At 33.3% G+C, this 17,513-nt stretch carries 17 protein-coding genes; 9 read left to right on the plus strand and 8 right to left on the minus strand.

Annotated features, from left to right (window positions below; all coding sequences use genetic code 11):
* Window positions 1-137 precede the first annotated feature (137 nt).
* Window positions 138-1,433, minus strand: a complete 1,296-nt coding sequence (locus ACQY1Q_RS10485) for an MFS transporter (RefSeq protein ID WP_431005268.1) — start codon at window positions 1,431-1,433, stop codon at window positions 138-140.
* Between the two features lie 71 nt (window positions 1,434-1,504).
* Entirely contained in the window at window positions 1,505-2,317 is an 813-nt protein-coding gene (locus ACQY1Q_RS10490; protein WP_431005269.1) for a M48 family metallopeptidase, read from the minus strand.
* Between the two features lie 129 nt (window positions 2,318-2,446).
* Here ACQY1Q_RS10490 and ACQY1Q_RS10495 point away from each other — a divergent pair, with 129 nt between their 5' ends.
* From ACQY1Q_RS10495 to ACQY1Q_RS10535, 9 genes are all read left to right on the plus strand, one after another.
* Window positions 2,447-3,319: an alpha/beta fold hydrolase gene (locus ACQY1Q_RS10495; RefSeq protein WP_431005270.1), complete on the plus strand. Its 873-nt coding sequence runs from the start codon at window positions 2,447-2,449 to the stop codon at window positions 3,317-3,319.
* Window positions 3,316-3,780, plus strand: a complete 465-nt coding sequence (msrB, locus tag ACQY1Q_RS10500; protein WP_431005271.1) for a peptide-methionine (R)-S-oxide reductase MsrB — start codon at window positions 3,316-3,318, stop codon at window positions 3,778-3,780. Before ACQY1Q_RS10495 ends, msrB begins: the two co-directional genes overlap by 4 nt.
* A 58-nt stretch (window positions 3,781-3,838) precedes the next feature.
* Window positions 3,839-4,393 (plus strand): DUF1572 family protein, encoded by a 555-nt coding sequence (locus ACQY1Q_RS10505; RefSeq protein WP_431005272.1) that lies wholly within the window; start codon window positions 3,839-3,841, stop codon window positions 4,391-4,393.
* A gap of 23 nt (window positions 4,394-4,416) precedes the next feature.
* A complete protein-coding gene (locus ACQY1Q_RS10510) occupies window positions 4,417-4,974 on the plus strand; it encodes a GNAT family N-acetyltransferase (protein ID WP_431005273.1) in 558 nt (185 codons plus the stop codon).
* Between the two features lie 322 nt (window positions 4,975-5,296).
* Window positions 5,297-5,926: a hypothetical protein gene (locus ACQY1Q_RS10515; protein WP_431005274.1), complete on the plus strand. Its 630-nt coding sequence runs from the start codon at window positions 5,297-5,299 to the stop codon at window positions 5,924-5,926.
* Between the two features lie 58 nt (window positions 5,927-5,984).
* Window positions 5,985-7,313: a signal recognition particle protein gene (gene ffh / locus ACQY1Q_RS10520; protein WP_431005275.1), complete on the plus strand. Its 1,329-nt coding sequence runs from the start codon at window positions 5,985-5,987 to the stop codon at window positions 7,311-7,313.
* A gap of 123 nt (window positions 7,314-7,436) precedes the next feature.
* Window positions 7,437-8,315, plus strand: a complete 879-nt coding sequence (gene folD / locus ACQY1Q_RS10525; RefSeq protein ID WP_431005276.1) for a bifunctional methylenetetrahydrofolate dehydrogenase/methenyltetrahydrofolate cyclohydrolase FolD — start codon at window positions 7,437-7,439, stop codon at window positions 8,313-8,315.
* A gap of 601 nt (window positions 8,316-8,916) precedes the next feature.
* Window positions 8,917-9,252, plus strand: a complete 336-nt coding sequence (locus ACQY1Q_RS10530) for a DUF2185 domain-containing protein (RefSeq protein WP_431005277.1) — start codon at window positions 8,917-8,919, stop codon at window positions 9,250-9,252.
* Between the two features lie 38 nt (window positions 9,253-9,290).
* Window positions 9,291-9,749 carry an SRPBCC domain-containing protein gene (locus tag ACQY1Q_RS10535; protein ID WP_431005278.1) on the plus strand — a complete coding sequence of 153 codons (459 nt, stop codon included), beginning with the start codon at window positions 9,291-9,293 and terminating at the stop codon, window positions 9,747-9,749.
* 93 nt (window positions 9,750-9,842) lie between these two features.
* Here ACQY1Q_RS10535 and ACQY1Q_RS10540 read toward each other — a convergent pair whose 3' ends face one another.
* The 6 genes from ACQY1Q_RS10540 to ACQY1Q_RS10565 form a co-directional block, all read right to left on the minus strand.
* Complete coding sequence (locus ACQY1Q_RS10540) at window positions 9,843-10,556, minus strand: hypothetical protein (RefSeq protein ID WP_431005279.1); 714 nt, start codon at window positions 10,554-10,556, stop codon at window positions 9,843-9,845.
* Window positions 10,557-10,572: 16 nt separating this feature from the next.
* On the minus strand, window positions 10,573-11,433 hold the full coding sequence (locus tag ACQY1Q_RS10545; protein WP_431005280.1) for a hypothetical protein: 861 nt from the start codon (window positions 11,431-11,433) through the stop codon (window positions 10,573-10,575).
* Window positions 11,434-11,502: 69 nt separating this feature from the next.
* Window positions 11,503-12,126 (minus strand): JAB domain-containing protein, encoded by a 624-nt coding sequence (locus ACQY1Q_RS10550; RefSeq protein ID WP_431005281.1) that lies wholly within the window; start codon window positions 12,124-12,126, stop codon window positions 11,503-11,505.
* A 618-nt stretch (window positions 12,127-12,744) separates the two neighbouring features.
* Entirely contained in the window at window positions 12,745-13,446 is a 702-nt protein-coding gene (locus tag ACQY1Q_RS10555) for a DNA-binding domain-containing protein (protein ID WP_431005282.1), read from the minus strand.
* Window positions 13,447-13,966: 520 nt separating this feature from the next.
* A complete protein-coding gene (locus tag ACQY1Q_RS10560) occupies window positions 13,967-14,611 on the minus strand; it encodes a hypothetical protein (RefSeq protein ID WP_431005283.1) in 645 nt (214 codons plus the stop codon).
* 162 nt (window positions 14,612-14,773) lie between these two features.
* The gene (locus ACQY1Q_RS10565; RefSeq protein WP_431005284.1) at window positions 14,774-17,413 is read right to left on the minus strand and encodes a valine--tRNA ligase; all 2,640 of its coding nucleotides are present in this window, start codon (window positions 17,411-17,413) and stop codon (window positions 14,774-14,776) included.
* Window positions 17,414-17,513 lie beyond the last annotated feature (100 nt).

Below are 17,513 nucleotides of genomic sequence, written 5' to 3' on the forward strand. Positions count from 1 at the left end.
GTGTGCGCTTTTTCTTGTGTGGACTCGTATTCATAAAATAAGTCTAATTTGTGTCAACTTATTTCAGGACGGGACAACTTACTAAAAAAGGGCTTACTAAAATAGTAAGCCCTTTTAATTTCACATTTCTTTATTTTTTATTGCACATATTTTGTTTTCTTTAAAGTACTTAAGATTACAAAAGATACCAGGAAGAAAATAGCCAAACACAATACACTCCATTGCATAGAGTTTGTAATAGCGTACAGTAACCCATAAACAAAAGTACCTAATACTATAGCAATCTTTTCTGTTACATCATAAAAACTAAAATACGTAGCATGATCTTGAGTTTCAGGTAATAGTTTAGAATATGTAGAGCGTGTTAACGATTGAATAGCACCTTGAACCAGCCCTAACAATCCGCCTAACCCATAAAAGTAAACGCCTACATTCTCTTGGCTTTTATCTAATAAAAAAGCACAAAAACAAACCAACGTCCATATACCTAAAGTTATTTTTAAAGCTGTTATATTTCCATATTTCTCAGATACTCTTGAAAAAATTGCAGCACCAATAATAGCTACAATTTGTACCAGTAAAATAGTAATAATTAAATTCATTGCCGGTAATCCCAATTCAGAAGAACCAAAAATAGCAGCCATTAAAATAATTGTTTGTACCCCTACACTTAATAAAAAGAACGAAATTAAAAATCGCATTAAGGTAGGATAGTTTCTTACTTCTTTTAAAACTAATTGTAACTCTCTATAACCTTTCCATATATAATCATTCTCAGGTTGTTTGTTATAAATATTTCCGGGTAAACGCTTAAACGTAATTTGAGCAAACCCTAACCACCATAACCCTACCATTACAAATGATATACGTGATGCCATACCCGATGTAATTCCGAATACATCCGGCATTTGAATAAGAACAAGATTTATTACCAATAGTATTACTGATCCTATATAGCCATAAATAAACCCCTTAGCACTGGCTCTATCCTGCTGTTCCGGCAACGCTACTTCAGGTAAATAGGCATTATAAAACACCAAACTCGCCCAAAAACCAATACTGGCTAAAATAGTAAAAGTAATTCCAATCCAAACAGTATCTATACCTTCAAAAAAATACAAACTCATTACTGATAATGACCCCATCCAGCAGAAAAACTGCATAAACTTTTTCTTACTACCGGTATAATCAGCAATACCTGATAAAATAGGTGATATAAATGCTACTACTAAAAATGAAAAAGACAATGCATAGTTATACAATGTCTCCGGGTGCTCCCACTCCATTCCTAAAAACTTAACAGACTTCCCTTCGGTAATGGCACTATAATATAAAGGAAAAACTGCTGTACTGATTACCAGTGAATATACTGAGTTTGCCCAATCGTAAAAAGCCCATCCATTAATAACTTTCTTACTACCTATTTTATACATATACATTCAATAAAAAAACCATTCGAAAAATCGAATGGTTTGCAATATACTATAAAATATAAGTTTTTTCTTTAATTTTTTGAAGCTATACCATACTTAGCTGCTTCAGCTCGTGCCTGTGGTAAATAAGCTCGTAACGTTTCAATTCTACTCTCATTAGAAGGGTGCGTACTTAAAAATTCCGGCGGTGCACTTTGAGATCCAGATTGCTGGCTCATACGTACCCATATTTCAGCAGCTTCTTCTCCTCTATATCCGGCCATTAACATAAATACCAATCCTAACTTATCTGCCTCTGTTTCATGTGTTCTACTAAAAGGTAACATAACACCTACCTGACTTCCAATTCCGTAAGCCGTATTCCATAACTGAGCATTTTTACTGTTCCTGGTTCCTAAAGCTACAGCCAAACCTCCTAACTGTTGCAATTGTCCGGTAGACATTCTTTCTTGTCCGTGTTTAGCAAAAGCATGGGCAATTTCATGCCCCATAACTGCCGCAACTCCATCTTCATTAGCACAAATAGGCATAATTCCGGTATAAAAAACAACTTTTCCTCCCGGTAAACACCAAGCATTTACTGTTTTATCTTCTACTAAATTAAATTCCCATTTATAAGCATCCGCTTCTGCTTCCATTCCGTTAGCTCTCATAAATCTATCAACAGCAGCCGCTATTTTTTTACCAACACGTTTTACCTGATTGGTTTTTGTAACATCTTTTGATATTTTATTTTCTTTCAAAAAACCTTGGTATTGGGCAAAACTAGCAGGTAATACCTCTGCATCACTTACCATATTAAAACGTTGTCTACCTGTAATGGGCACAGTACTACACTGAACAAATGTTGCCGCTACAAAGGCTAAAGCTATTATTTTTTTCATTCCCTATTTATTTTGTTCTGGTTATTACATATTGATATGACACAAAATAAAGACGTAATGTCACAAAACCTCGTCTAAATTATGGTCTTTAAAATTACAAATTCTATCTTTAGCATAAAAATCAGATAGATGAATTTTATAAACGTACACAAGAATGCCAAAAGTATACAAATTCCTAAAAGTATTATTTTTTTAGCCAATACTTTGCAAACCTTTTCATCTACTTTAGCCGCTAAATTTGGCGCAAAGTTGTTTGTTACGCCTATTAATTTTCCTTCTCCTAAAAGAGAAAAAATGCTATATGAAAGTGCTCAGAAAAAAGTAATTACGATTAATAGTATTGGTAAAGAAGTAGAAGTACTTTTGTACGGATATTCAAAAAAGAAAATTTTATTTGTACATGGTTGGGCCGGTAGAAGTACTCAATTATTTATGACAGCCGACAAGCTCTTAGAAAAAGGTTATATGTATGTTTCTTTTGATGGCCCTGCACATAGAAACTCTAGTGGTAAAACCACCTCTATGCCGGAATTTTTAGAAACCATCAAAGAAATTGATAAACAATTCGGTCCGTTTGAAATAGCTATAGGACACTCTTTTGGTGGTATGTGCTTATACAATGCTGTTGCCGAAGGATTTTCTGTAAACAAACTAATTACCGTAGGTGCTGCCGATAAAATTTCTGACGTGATCCTAAACTTTACTAAAAGCCTACAAGTAAAACCTATCATAGCTAAAAAAATAAAACAACTTTACGATCAACAATGGCAAAAAGACATTGATAGCCATTCATCAAGTAGTGTAGCCCAAAAAACTGAAATTCCTGTTTTAATTGTTCATGATAGTTTTGACGGAGATGTAGATGTAAGTTGTGCCATTAACATACGTCAAAACCTAAAGAACGGTAAGCTTTACATTACGCAAGGTTTAGGACATACTAAAATACTACGCAATCCAAAAGTTACCAATAGCATTATTGACTTTATTCAAAACGGATCATGAAAAAATACATTTTACTGGTAGTTGTAAGCATTGTAATGACTTCAATAACCAACGCACAAAGCAAAAAATACAAAGTTTCTAAAACAAATAGTGAATGGAAAAAGCTGTTAACACCTCTACAGTATTCTATTTTAAGGGAAGCCGGTACGGAAAGACCTTTTACAAGTCCGTTAAATAAAAATTACGCTAAAGGTGTTTATGTTTGCGCAGCTTGTAAAACTCCACTATACAAATCAGAACACAAATTTGATTCAGGAACCGGATGGCCTTCTTTTGACAGAGCCATTAAAGGAAATGTTGAAATGGATGTTGACTATAAAATAGGGTATGCACGTACAGAACTTAAATGCAATACCTGCGGCGGACATTTAGGACATGCTTTTAATGATGGCCCTAAAGAAACAACCGGAATGCGCCATTGCATTAACGGGGCTGCTTTAGCCTTTATTCCTAAGAAATAAAATTGTACATTAGAGCTGGTATTAACCGGCTCTTTTTTTATATATAAACTTCTGCATTATGGAAAACTCGTACTTAGAAAGTGTAAAAAGACAAATTGCCTATTACAAAAGCTTAGGAGATAAAACATTTAACCTTTTAACACAAGAACAACTTTTTTATCAGTATAATGAAGAAAGTAATTCTATTGCTGTAATAGCTAAACATATTGCCGGAAATATGCTTTCCAGATGGACGCACTTTTTTACAGAAGATGGTGAAAAAGAATGGCGTAATCGTGATACCGAATTTGTAAACACATTTACGTCAAAAGACGAAATGATTACCTACTGGGAAAAGGGGTGGGATTGTTTTATAACTACCATAAACTCTTTAACAACAGAAGATTTAGAGCGAATCATATATATTAGAAACCAAGGGCATACTGTTACTGAAGCTATTAACCGACAACTCTGCCACTACCCTTACCACATTGGGCAAATTGTATTTTTAGGTAAAATAATTAAAAATACAGACTGGCAATCACTATCAATACCTAAAAATGCTTCTGAAAAATATAATAATGAAAAATTTACCACGCCTAAAACACGTAAGCACTTTACAGAAGATTTATAAGTAGAAACCATTACTTTTACGGCATGCAAAAGTATCTTTTTACCTCAGACCGTTTAGGTTTTAGAAATTGGCAATCTTCAGACTTAGAAAACCTGTATCTGTTAAACGCTAACAAAAAAGTTATGCGTTACTTTCCTTCTACACAAACTAAAGAAGATTGCGAAGCTTTTATACAGCGTATGCAATTACAATACAAAAAGAACCGCTATTGTTACTTTGCTGTTGAATTAAAAGAAACTGAAGAGTTTATTGGTTTTATTGGGCTTTCAGAACAAACCTATGCAGTAGATTTTAATCCTTCTACAGATATTGGCTGGAGAATTCTTCCTGAACACTGGAAAAAAGGATATGCTGTTGAAGGTGCCAAACAATGTTTAACCTACGCTTTTAACACCTTATCGTTAAAACAAATAGTAGCTATAGCTCCCGTAATTAATAAGCCATCTATTGCTGTAATGGAAAAATTAGGAATGTTAAAAATTAAAGACTTTGAACATCCTCTTCTTCAAAAATTCCCAGAAATACTGAAGTGCTCTTTGTATGCTATTTCTAAAGATGATTTTTTATCCGCTTCTAGTTAGAAAACATCTAGTTATGAAGAAATAAACTCTAACTAGATTTTCTTATGCTTATAGGAAACTCTTAAATAGAAATTTGATAAAATTGTACCGTAGTAGTTCCTTTCTTCTTTTAAAAGTAACAAAAGCAAAATTCAATCGTCCGGTAAGATAACAGTGGGTGTATGACAAATTTCCTTTCGAATCATTACGAAGGAGTTTGCAACGACTAAAGTAATCTCTCTATTCAAAGAGACTGCCACAGCAAAAGTGTTTGCTTCGCAGTGACGGTCTTATTTTAACAAAAACGGAAATTTGTCGTACACCCTAACATATAAGACTTTGAATGAAAACTAAACTACTACCTCAACTTTTTATTATTTATTTACGCTATGCTTTAGGATTTGCCTTTGTATTTGCAAGCATTGTTAAAATACTCGGGCTTCGCTTCACATCTTCAAGCGGTGCTGATTTTCCTATTAATACTTCTTGGCATTTCTTTGAAACCATGTACCAATCCGGATTGTATTGGAAATTCATGGGATGGGGACAACTTATTACAGGATTATTACTCCTTACTCAAAAATATGCTAAACTGGGTGCTATTTTGTTCTTACCTATCATGCTTAATATTTTTGTAATTACCATTTCTTATGATTTTAAAGGTACTCCTTTCATTACGGCTTCTATGCTCTTAGCCAATATACTATTGATAGCTTGGGACTGGAATACGTTAAAAGTTTTAATTCATCAGGAAATTACCAAGGAACAAGCTCCCCTTTTAGAACACGTAAATATCTGGATGTATTTGGGGTGGCTACTTTTTGGATTAAGCATAGCTTTAAAACTGGTAGCCTCACCCCTAGCTGCCATACTACTGTTTTTTACAATAATGGCTGCAGGAATCATTGGAAGTGTTTTAGCTGTAAAAAAATATAAAAAACTACAGTATAAGTCATTAAATTCTGTAATGTAACACTACCTTACTACAACTAAAATTCCTATATTTGTGCCTCTAAAAATGAAGCCGATACATGTTTAATAATTTAAGCGAAAAATTAGATAAGGCGTTACACACGCTAAAAGGTCACGGAAAAATTACTGAAGTTAACGTTGCTGAAACGTTAAAAGAAGTACGTAGAGCCTTATTAGATGCCGATGTTAACTTTAAGATAGCTAAAGATTTTACCAAAAACGTTCAACAAAAAGCGTTAGGACAAGACGTATTAACTACGTTAAATCCGGGGCAATTAATGGTTAAAATTGTTAAAGACGAATTAACGGCTTTAATGGGAGGTGATACCGTAGGTATTAACCTTGGTGGCTCACCAACAGTTATCTTAATGTCTGGTTTACAAGGTTCGGGTAAAACTACCTTTTCCGGTAAATTAGCCAATTACCTAAAAACCAAAAAAGCAAAGCAGGTTTTATTAGTTGGATGTGATGTGTACCGTCCGGCAGCTATTAATCAGCTTCGTGTGGTAGGAGAACAAATTGGGGTTGAAGTGTATGCTGAAGAAGGTAACCAAAACCCGGTTGAAATCTCTTTAAACGCTATTAAACATGCAAAAGCTAACAGCAAAAATGTTGTTATTATAGATACGGCAGGGCGTTTAGCAGTTGATGAGGAAATGATGACCGAGATTTCTAACATTCACAAAGCTGTAAACCCACAAGAAACACTTTTTGTGGTAGACTCTATGACAGGGCAAGATGCTGTAAATACAGCAAAAGCCTTTAATGATGTATTGAACTTTGACGGAGTTGTGCTTACCAAATTAGATGGTGATACCAGAGGTGGTGCTGCGTTATCTATTAAATCGGTAGTAGATAAGCCAATTAAGTTTATTGGTACCGGTGAAAAAATGGATGCCATTGACGTGTTCCACCCGGATCGTATGGCCGATCGTATTTTAGGGATGGGAGACGTTATTTCGTTAGTAGAACGTGCCCAAGAACAATATGATGAAGAAGAAGCCAGAAAACTTCAAAAGAAGATTGCTAAAAACCAATTTGGTTTTGATGACTTTTTAACACAAATTCAGCAAATCAAAAAAATGGGTAGCATGAAAGATTTAGTAGGAATGATTCCTGGTGCCGGAAAAGCATTAAAAGATATTGATATTGACGATAATGCTTTTAAAGGTATTGAAGCCATTATTCATTCTATGACACCTGAAGAAAGAAGTACCCCTACCGTTATTAACGCCAGCAGAAAAAAGAGAATTGCTAAAGGATCCGGAACCTCTGTTCAGGAAGTAAACCAACTCATGAAGCAGTTTGACCAAATGAGTAAGATGATGAAAATGATGCAAGGCGGTGGCGGCAGAAAAATGATGCAAATGATGCGCGGTATGAGATAACATTAAGAGAGAGATAGGATTACCCCCTGTCTCTTTTTTACTTTACATAACAATCAATCAACAAAACACACACAACACTGTATACTGAAAACCAACAACTGTATACTGAAAACTTAACAACACATGATATTACTTGACGGTAAAAAAACATCGGCAGATATTAAAGAAGAAATTGCCTTAGAGGTTGCAGATTTAAGAGCTCAAGATAAAAAAGCACCGCACTTAGCAGCTATTATAGTAGGAAATGACGGCGCTAGTTTAACTTACGTAAATGCCAAAGTTAAAGCTTGCGAACGCGTTGGCTTTGAATCTACCCTTATTAGACTTCCTGAAGATACTACAGAAGAAGAACTTTTAAATGAAATTGCCGTTTTAAATGTAGATAAAGATATTAACGGATTTATAGTACAGTTACCTTTACCCGATCATATTGATGAGCAAAAAGTAATCATGGCGGTAGCACCTGAAAAAGATGTAGACGGCTTTCACCCTATGAATGTAGGTAAATTAGCCTTAAACTTACCTACCTTTATTTCTGCTACTCCTTTTGGTATTTTAGAATTGTTAGAGCGTTACAACGTGGAAACTTCCGGTAAAAATGTAGTGGTTATTGGTCGTAGTCATATAGTAGGAAGCCCTATGAGTATTTTACTATCGCAAAAAAGAAAAGTAGGTAACGCTACGGTTACTTTAACCCATAGTAGAACTAAAGATTTAGCTTCATATACCCGTGAGGCTGATATTATTGTAGCTGCTTTAGGGATTCCTGAGTTTTTAAAAGGAGATATGGTTAAAGAAGATGTGGTTATTATTGATGTAGGCATTACTCGTGTGGCAGATGCTTCTAAGAAAAACGGATTTAGATTGGTAGGTGATGTTGCCTTTAATGAGGTAAAAGACAAAGCCTCACATATTACTCCGGTACCGGGCGGTGTGGGTCCTATGACTATTGCCATGTTATTAAAAAATACCTTATTGGCGTATTACAGACAAAATAATTAATATAGTTACTCTATATATAAAGACTGCTCAAAAGGCAGTCTTTTTTATTGAATATGTAGCGTTAGAATACGATATTCTCTTCACATCTATTTTTATCTTGTTTTATCTCTTAACTCTCTTCTCCTAGTTTATCATCGCCATTGCTAACGTAGCTTGCGAAGTGAAGTAATCTGTTTAAGGTTAGCGCCTATCCTTATGAGATAACCACATACCAGTATGAAATTCCTCTCTATCGTTCGGAATGACCGCTTTATGTATTGTTTTGTCTTAACTCATAATTACCATTAACATCTTTTGTTAACAACTTAACTTTTATATAGAATACGCATTTTGTAGGCTATTTTTCTTTTACTTTTACGAAGCCCTACAACCACACCCAATAGAGCTATCAATAACTAGGTGCTTCTCGATACAAAATTATTTTACATTCCTTTTCAAATAATTTCACTCGAAGTGACAACGAAACGAAGTACCAAATAAGCCATAATGCGGGTTTCTTTGTTTTTATTTTCTAAAACGTTACTACATTGTCTTCAATTGCATATTTTGTTTTATCTTGGTTAAAATTATTAAAAAAACACTCCCATATTAATTAAACAGTATGACTAAGAAATCCTACAAATTAAAAGCAGAAGAAATTTTAGAAATTGAGCCTAATCGAGGTGCCTGTTTTGCTACCGATAGAATAACTGTTGACGGTCAAAAAATCGGTTATATGTATAGGGAAACACCTACTAGGAATATTGATAGTGGTTGGAGGTTTTTTGCAGGCGATGAAACTGATGAATATGTTAATGATTTGAATAATGTTTCTATTTACGACATTAACACCATTGTCAATTATGATGGAGCAATTATTCCATTTTTGGATGCACCAATTGGAAGTGAATTTGAAAGAATTGAAGGGAAAAATCACTTTGTTTTAATTGACAAATAAAAACTAATATTATATAAAACTTAAACACCACACTAACCATGAAAAAACTACAATATACCATAGACATTAACGCTTCTGCTGAAAAAGTGTACAATACCATGCTGGGTATACACCATATTGAAACCTACCAACAGTGGACGGCTGAGTTTAACCCTACCTCTACTTACGAAGGTAACTGGAAAAAGGGTTCTAAAATGTATTTTATAGGTACAGATGAGCACGGCAAAAAAGGCGGCATGGTTTCTGAAATTGCTGAGAACCTTCCTTATACCTTGGTATCTATTCGTCATTACGGAATGTTAGATGGTGATACGGAAATTACTGAAGGTGCTGAAATTGAAAAGTGGGCAGGTGCTTTAGAAAACTATACGTTTCATGAGCATAACGGCATAACCACCGTAACCATAGAAATTGATATGGCAGAAGAGTATCTTGATTATTTTAACACCACTTGGCCTAAAGCTTTAGAAACGCTTAAAAGGATTGCAGAAGAATAAAATATAGTTAGAAACTATAAGAAAAATTAAATATCTAAACTACCTACATAATTAATTGTTATGTTTCTAACACAACAATTTTCAACTAGTACTTTAAAACAACGGTATTATTGTATTTTCTTTTATTTCACCTCTAAAAACTATGGTATCTCCTGTATTAAATGTATATTCTTTCAGTAATAAAATGTCAACACCATACTTTTCATTACTATTTAAATAAGAGTCTATAATTTTATGCTTACCTCTTAATTTTTCTACCCTTACTCTCATAAGTCTTCTTATAGAATCAAAAGACTTGTAGTTAATGTATTCGGGTATAGTTATATAATCATGGGTTATGTTTTGAATTTTTAGTTCTTCAACAAACACTCCTTTCTTTTGTTTTTCAGTACGCCCTACCTCAACTATAATTGCTTTATCAAAATATATAGGATATAATTTTCCGTTAACTAGCAATTGAGTGTTTTTAGGATAATCAATAACACAATCCGAAAACGAGTAGTCTTGGTAACCATCACCTCCTCTAACACGACCTCCACTAGTTTTTTGCTTTGCACCAACCCTTAAAGCATACAATGCCGAAATATGATGTGATACAGGGTTAGTTACTAAATTATTTGTAATTATTACTCCTTTGATTTTTGGTAATTCACTAATGCGTTGTTGTTCTTTTTGGTTTTCTTTATTAGCATCAACTATACTATTGATTTGTCCTTTAATAGAAAAAAGGGAAGTAATAATAGGTAACACTATAAAAAAGAAAAAAGCGCTAGCTACTGCACTAATAATAATCAATGTTTTTTTCATTAGAAAGTAACTGTTTTTAATTCCATTTGGTTCTTAATTCACTATTAATTCGAAATTTTTTAGGTAATGAACTATAAGGAAGACTCCTGCCTAAACTCCTATTTTCCAAAACAGAATCAATTATTATGAAAAACTCTTTGTCTTTTGTATAAAACCTCAAATCAGTATTTACTCCGTCTGTTTTGCCTTTATCTAATTCTATTCTCCAAAAAATAACTTCCTGATCATCTGGATCTATTATTTTTTTAATTCCTTTAACCTTAACAACCATAGGTTCTTTCAAAAATAAACCTTGCCATTTTACGGGTATTTGTTGTAAATCAAAATCTGATTTAATAGAATCTTTGGTTCTTTTAACTAAATACCTACCACTTGTTTCAGGCTCTAAAGCCGAATTAAAATAATCTGCAAATCTGATATAATCATTTTCTTCCTCAGAACTCCAACCGTAATCAAAAACAGCGGATAAGAGATATTCATTACCGCCCCACTTAACCATTTGAAATTCAGTTTTAATTTTTAAGGAGTCTACTCCGTAATTCAAATTGGTTGTTATGGCATTCATCAAAAGATTATCTTTATATTCTTTCAGTTCAATGGTTTTGGGAACTAGTATAAGTTTTAGACTATCTTTTCTATATACCCCAAAAACTTTTTTTCTTTTACCTCCTCCCATACAACTAAACAAATAATCTTCATTAATAAAACGTCCATCACTTAATAAATCAAGCCGTAATCCATTATTAAATCCTTTATAAGAATAGCTAATGGTATCGATCTTTTTAGAGAGATTACTTGTATATAATTTATTTTTTTCTCTTATACAACTGAACAATAAAGGTAAGAGTAGTATAGTTATACATATTTCTTTTTTCATAGCTTTTATATTATTAATTTATTTTAAAAATAAGGAAAACCCTTATAGTATTTTTCTTTTTATAGCCTCTTACCCTTTCCTAACACGTAACTTCTCCACCTCTTCTATGGTAAGCCCGGTAGCACTAGCAATGGTAGCAGTATCAACACCTTTTCTTTTTAAGTTTTTAGCTATTTCAATAACTTTCTTTTTTTCTGCTATTTTAGAAGCTTCTTCTTTTATACGTTGCTCTAACACGTATTTAGGTACGTATTTGGTGCTTTTTTTAAGTTCATCTAACAAGCCAACATCTTTAAAACTTAGGTAGCTTTTGGCAGATATTATTAAATGGTCTATTACCTCAGTATCTACAATAATACCTACTTGTATTAAACGGTCAGAAATATCTTTATCGGCTTCAGAAGGTTGTAGCTCGCCACTAGGGTGGTTATGGCATAGTATTATTTTTACGGCACGTTTTTGCAAGGCAAAACTAAATACCTCCATAGGCTCTACCAAGGTTTTATTTACGGTGCCTAAACTAATGAGCTCTATAAATAAAATACGGTTATTATTTTCTAAGCCTATTACCCAAAAATGCTCACGGTTTTGGTCTATTACTTGCTCACGCATTAAAATGCGTTGCATAATACCGTAAATATCATCTGAGTTTAAAACTTTTATTCTTTCTTGTTCTGTCAATTTTATATCCATAACGTAAAAATAGGATTTTTTTAAAAACAGGCTGTATAGTTTTTTAGGAAATAGGTTTTAGGGGGTAGGATTTAGGAGTTAGGGGTTAGGAAATAGGTTTTAGGAGTTAGGGATTAGGAATTAGAAGTTTAGGAGAGTTGTTAGATAAAAATAGGTTCTTTTTATAATAGGAGTGTTACTCACTGCCTAATGGGAGTGTTACTCACTGCCTAATAGGAGTGTCATTCACTGCCTAATAGGAGTGTTACTCACTGCCTAATAGGAGTATTACTCACTGCCTAATGGGAGTGTCACTCACTGCTTAATGGGAATGTTACTCACTGCCTAATAAGAATGTCACTCACTGCCTAATGGGAGTGTCACTCACTGCCTAATGGTAAGTATAACAAATTTCTTTTCGAGTCATTTTCTACTGAAAGGAGAAATCTCATCTACCCTATTGTGTTTTTAAGATTTCTCAGTTGTTATTACTCCTCTGAAATGATATAATCAAAAATTTAAAACCCTCATAAGTTTTAAAAACCTATGAGGGTTATTGATTAAAAAATGAACTTCTATTGATTTGGCTTTTGCCTATAAATCCGTTTTTGTTATAACGGCTAGTTCGTAATATAAAAATTACCCAACCGTTACTGTAAATGCACTATCTGATATACGTACATCTTTTAAAAACTGTCCTGAATTAGCAGTTGCTTGTGTTTTTATTCTAACCTTATAAGTACCGGCTGCTAAGGTGGGTATTTGACCTATTATTTTTTTGTATCCGTTTTGGGCTATATACACTACTTTGGTTTCGGTTGCGTCTTCTGCAACAAAATATACGCCTACTTCATCTTTGTCTCCATCTACTTTTAATCGAATTCCGTTAAGCTCAAACAATCCGTTAGGAGTTAAGGTAGTATTGCTAGTGTTAGATACCAGATCTTTACAATTATTAATAACAGTAGTGGTTATTGGCGGGGCTATTCTTTGTAATGGAATGGTTGATTTTGCTTCGTTTATTAACTTGCCTCCGTTTAAGTTTACATGTAGTTTATGAGTATCGGGGTTAAAACTGTCTTCCTCAGTTTCAAATACTCCTGAAATAGAATAGCCTATATTTACAATGGGTAGGTTTATGTTATCTCCCTCTTCTACGGCTTCTATAATTTCTTCATAAAACGAGTTTAGTACGGCAACAATATCGGTTTTACTTACTAAATTTCGCTTTTGCAGCATTTTTTCAATCAATTCTTCTTGGTTAATCGTGCGCTCTGTTAGCACTCGTGCCAAGTAGTTGGTTTCTTCTGTTAACTTGTTTTCAATTAAGTAATACTTCATAATATCAATTTTTAAATTATATACTTTTTCTATAGTATTTGCTTACCAAAAAGCAAATAGCAGCTAATTTTTAAAGGGAATTACTATGTAAATTATTTATTGAAAGTATACTAGCAATTTTACTTACAAAATGAGGTTTTAAAATGGTTTTGTTTATTTACCTCACAGATTTACTCTGTTTACTTTTACATACAATTTTTATAGCTGGCTCTAAAATAGCAATTATAAAACATAACTTACTGACTTTATGAATCTTTTAACAATTAAGGGAGTGCTTAGGGGTGTACAACGAATTTCCTTTCAACTCATCCTATGTTTGTATTAGAATAAATTTTTACAAATTTCTATATTTATAGTCATTGGATAATAAGGAGAATAGCAAGGCAAAAGCTCGTTATTACGAAGGAGTGGGAACGACTGAAGTAATCTCTCAGTTCAAAGAGACTGCCACAGCAAAAGTATTTGCTTCGCAGTGACGTTTTTTTTTATGTCGCACACCTCTAGTATCTACCTTATTTATTTACCATAAGAATTCTGTATAAGTAACTCTCTTTACATTCTCTATAATTTCGAAGGTTTGAGTTTTTGAAAAGGTATTCTTTTTATAGTCAATAATTTCTACGTTTGATGCAATAGGTACATCATATATTAAGCTAAACGAATAATCCGGTAAAAAACCTTCATACTCGTATTCATAGCTAATATTCCTGGCATTATTAGGTATTTTAGGGAAACTTTTAGTTTGTAAGATATATTGATATTCCTCTAAACATAAGTTGTTTGCTTGACTTCCCTCCCAACCACTTTTTATAGGTTTTACTTTTTGCATTAGCTCTTTTCTAAACTTTTTATAAGCATGGTTATTATGGCATATACGCTTTGTATATTGAATATAAAACCGACTACTCAACAAAAGCGTAACAGCTATTGAGGTTATAATTCTACTTTGTTTAGCGTTAAATTTTAACACCCTCATAACTGCAACCATTATTCTTAGTAGAAATAACAGTACTATTGACAATCCTATGAGTTGAAGCAGTTCATAAAAATAGATTCCTTGATTAAAAGTAAGCTCATAATCATCAACCCAAGTTTCTAGTAATATTACTAACACGATAAAATTGACGCTAATAATTAGTAGGTATTTAAAAGATTTCTTAATCATCTAATATATTCTTGTTATACCAATTCCTCCTTTTTTAAAAACTTCATTAATTCAGAAAGTAATTATAAAGACTTTGTTATATTCTCCCAAGATAATTTAAATATAAAACAAAAAAGACTGCCTTAGGGCAGTCTTCTATATTTATTAAACAAATACGGTTTTTTATTGTAAACCAGCCAAACTGTTTTTTAATGTTTCAATTTTAGCTAAAGCATCTGCTTCTTTTTTCTTTTCTACCGCCACTACTTGTTCCGGCGCACCGCTTACAAAACGCTCATTAGACAGTTTCTTTTGAACCGATTTTAAGAATCCTTCTGTATAATTCAGCTCCTCTGTTAACTTTTTAATTTCTTCCTCTACGTTAATAGTATCTGCCGCTATAGGTACGAAGTATTCGTTAGATTTTACACGGAAACTCATTGCGCCATCTACTTTTTCGTCAGAATACGTTACGGTTGCTACATTTCCTAACTTTTGAATTACTTCATCAAAGTTTTGTGATACTTGTTCGTTATTGGTAATAATTAAATCAATAGTATCTTTAAACGGAATGTTTTTATCTTTTCTAATAGTTCTAATACCTGATATTACTTCCGAAACAAAATCAAACTCAGATATTAATGCTTCCTTACTTTCAGTTGCTTCCGGATATTTAGCTATAATTAAAGCCTCTTCCGGTGTTCTGGTTGCTATTAACTGCCAAATTTCTTCTGTAATAAATGGCATAAAAGGGTGTAATATTTTTAAATTGTTTTCAAACAAAGCAATTACTTCCTTATACGTTGTAGCATCAATAGGTTGTTGGTATGCAGGTTTTACTATTTCTAATAACCATCCGCAGAAATCATCATAAATTAGTTTATAAATAGCCATAATAACATCACTTAAACGGTATTTGCTATAATGGTCTTCTATTTCTACTAATGTCTTTTGAAACTTAGCTTTGTACCACTCTAAAGCTATTTTACTAGATGATGGTTGTGCTATAGTTTCAGAAACTTCCCATAAGGTTGTTAAGTAAAAAGCACTCCATACTTTATTACCCAACCCTTTTCCTTGCTGACATAAAGCTTCATCAAACAATAAATCATTCCCGGCAGCAGAACTTAGTAACAATCCTACACGTACACCATCGGCACTATAATCTTCAATTAACTTTAACGCATCCGGTGAGTTTCCTAAAGATTTTGACATCTTACGGCGTTGCTTATCACGTACCAATCCTGTTAAATACACATTTTCAAACGGACGTTGGTCTTTATATTCATACCCGGCAATAATCATACGTGCTACCCAGAAGAATAAAATATCCGGCCCGGTAACTAAATCGTTGGTAGGGTAATAATACTTTATTTCTTCGTTTTCAGGGTTTCTAATACCGTCAAACACACTCATTGGCCATAACCAAGATGAAAACCAAGTATCTAACGCATCCGGATCTTGTTTTAAATCATTGGTTGTTAACCCTTCATTATTAGTTTTTGCTTTTGCCAATACTAAAGCTTCTTCAAGCGTTTCAGCAACTACAAAATCTTCTTTACCATCACCATAGTAATAGGCAGGAATTTGTTGTCCCCACCATAACTGACGAGAAATATTCCAATCACGAATGTTTTCCATCCAGTGACGATAGGTGTTTTCAAATTTTCTAGGGAATAACTTTACCTCTCTTTCTTCACCTAAAACAGCTTCTAAAGCAGGCTTTACCAAGTCTTCCATTTTTAAGAACCACTGGTCTGATAATCTAGGCTCAATTACGGCTTTTGTTCTTTCAGAAGTTCCTACTTTATTGGTATGTTGTTCTACTTTTACCAAGTAGCCTTTTTCTTCTAATTCTTTGCTTATTTCTTTACGAACTACAAATCTGTCTTTTCCTTGATAATGTAATCCGAAAGAATTTAAGGTAGCATTTTCATTAAAAATATCAATTACTTCTAAGTTATGCTTTTCTCCTAAAACCTTATCGTTTTCATCGTGTGCAGGAGTTACTTTTAAACATCCTGTACCAAACTCAACATCTACATACTCATCTTCTATAATAGGAATTTCTCTGTTACATAACGGTACAATGGCTTTTTTACCTTTTAAATGCGTAAAACGCTCATCATTAGGGTTAATACAGATAGCAGTATCTCCTAAAATAGTTTCCGGACGTGTAGTAGCTATGGTTACTTTTTCATCTGAACCTACAATATCATATTGTAAGTAATATAAGTTCCCCTGACGTTCTTCGTAAATTACCTCTTCATCAGAAAGTGTTGTTTTAGCTTCCGGGTCCCAGTTAACCATACGGTACCCTCTGTAGATGTAACCTTTGTTATATAAATCGACAAAAACTTTTATTACCGATTCTGATAAGGCCGGATCCATGGTAAAGGCAGTTCTGTCCCAATCACACGAAGCTCCTAACTTTTTTAACTGATCTAAAATAATACCTCCGTACTCATTTTTCCATTCCCAAGCATGTTTTAAGAATTCTTCACGAGTTAAATCGTTTTTATTAATTCCTTGCTCTTTTAATTTAGCTACCACCTTTGCTTCTGTAGCAATAGAAGCATGATCGGTTCCGGGCACCCAACAAGCATTTTTGCCTTGTAAACGTGCTCTTCTAATTAAAACATCTTGAATGGTGTTGTTTAACATATGCCCCATATGTAAGACTCCGGTAACGTTTGGTGGAGGAATTACAATTGTATATGGTTCTCTATCATCAACTTCAGAATGAAAATAATTATGTTTCATCCAGTAATCGTACCACTTACTTTCTGCCTCTTGAGCATTATATTTAGATGGAATATTCATATGTTTTTACTATATTTAGCCTACTGTATTATTTTGGCATTATTTTTGAAATCTGAATTAGCAAAAATACAACTATCTGTGAGCTACAGAAAAATAGTTG

Origin of the sequence: Tenacibaculum sp. TC6, from assembly GCF_050606265.1 — a bacterium.
GTDB lineage: Bacteria > Bacteroidota > Bacteroidia > Flavobacteriales > Flavobacteriaceae > Polaribacter.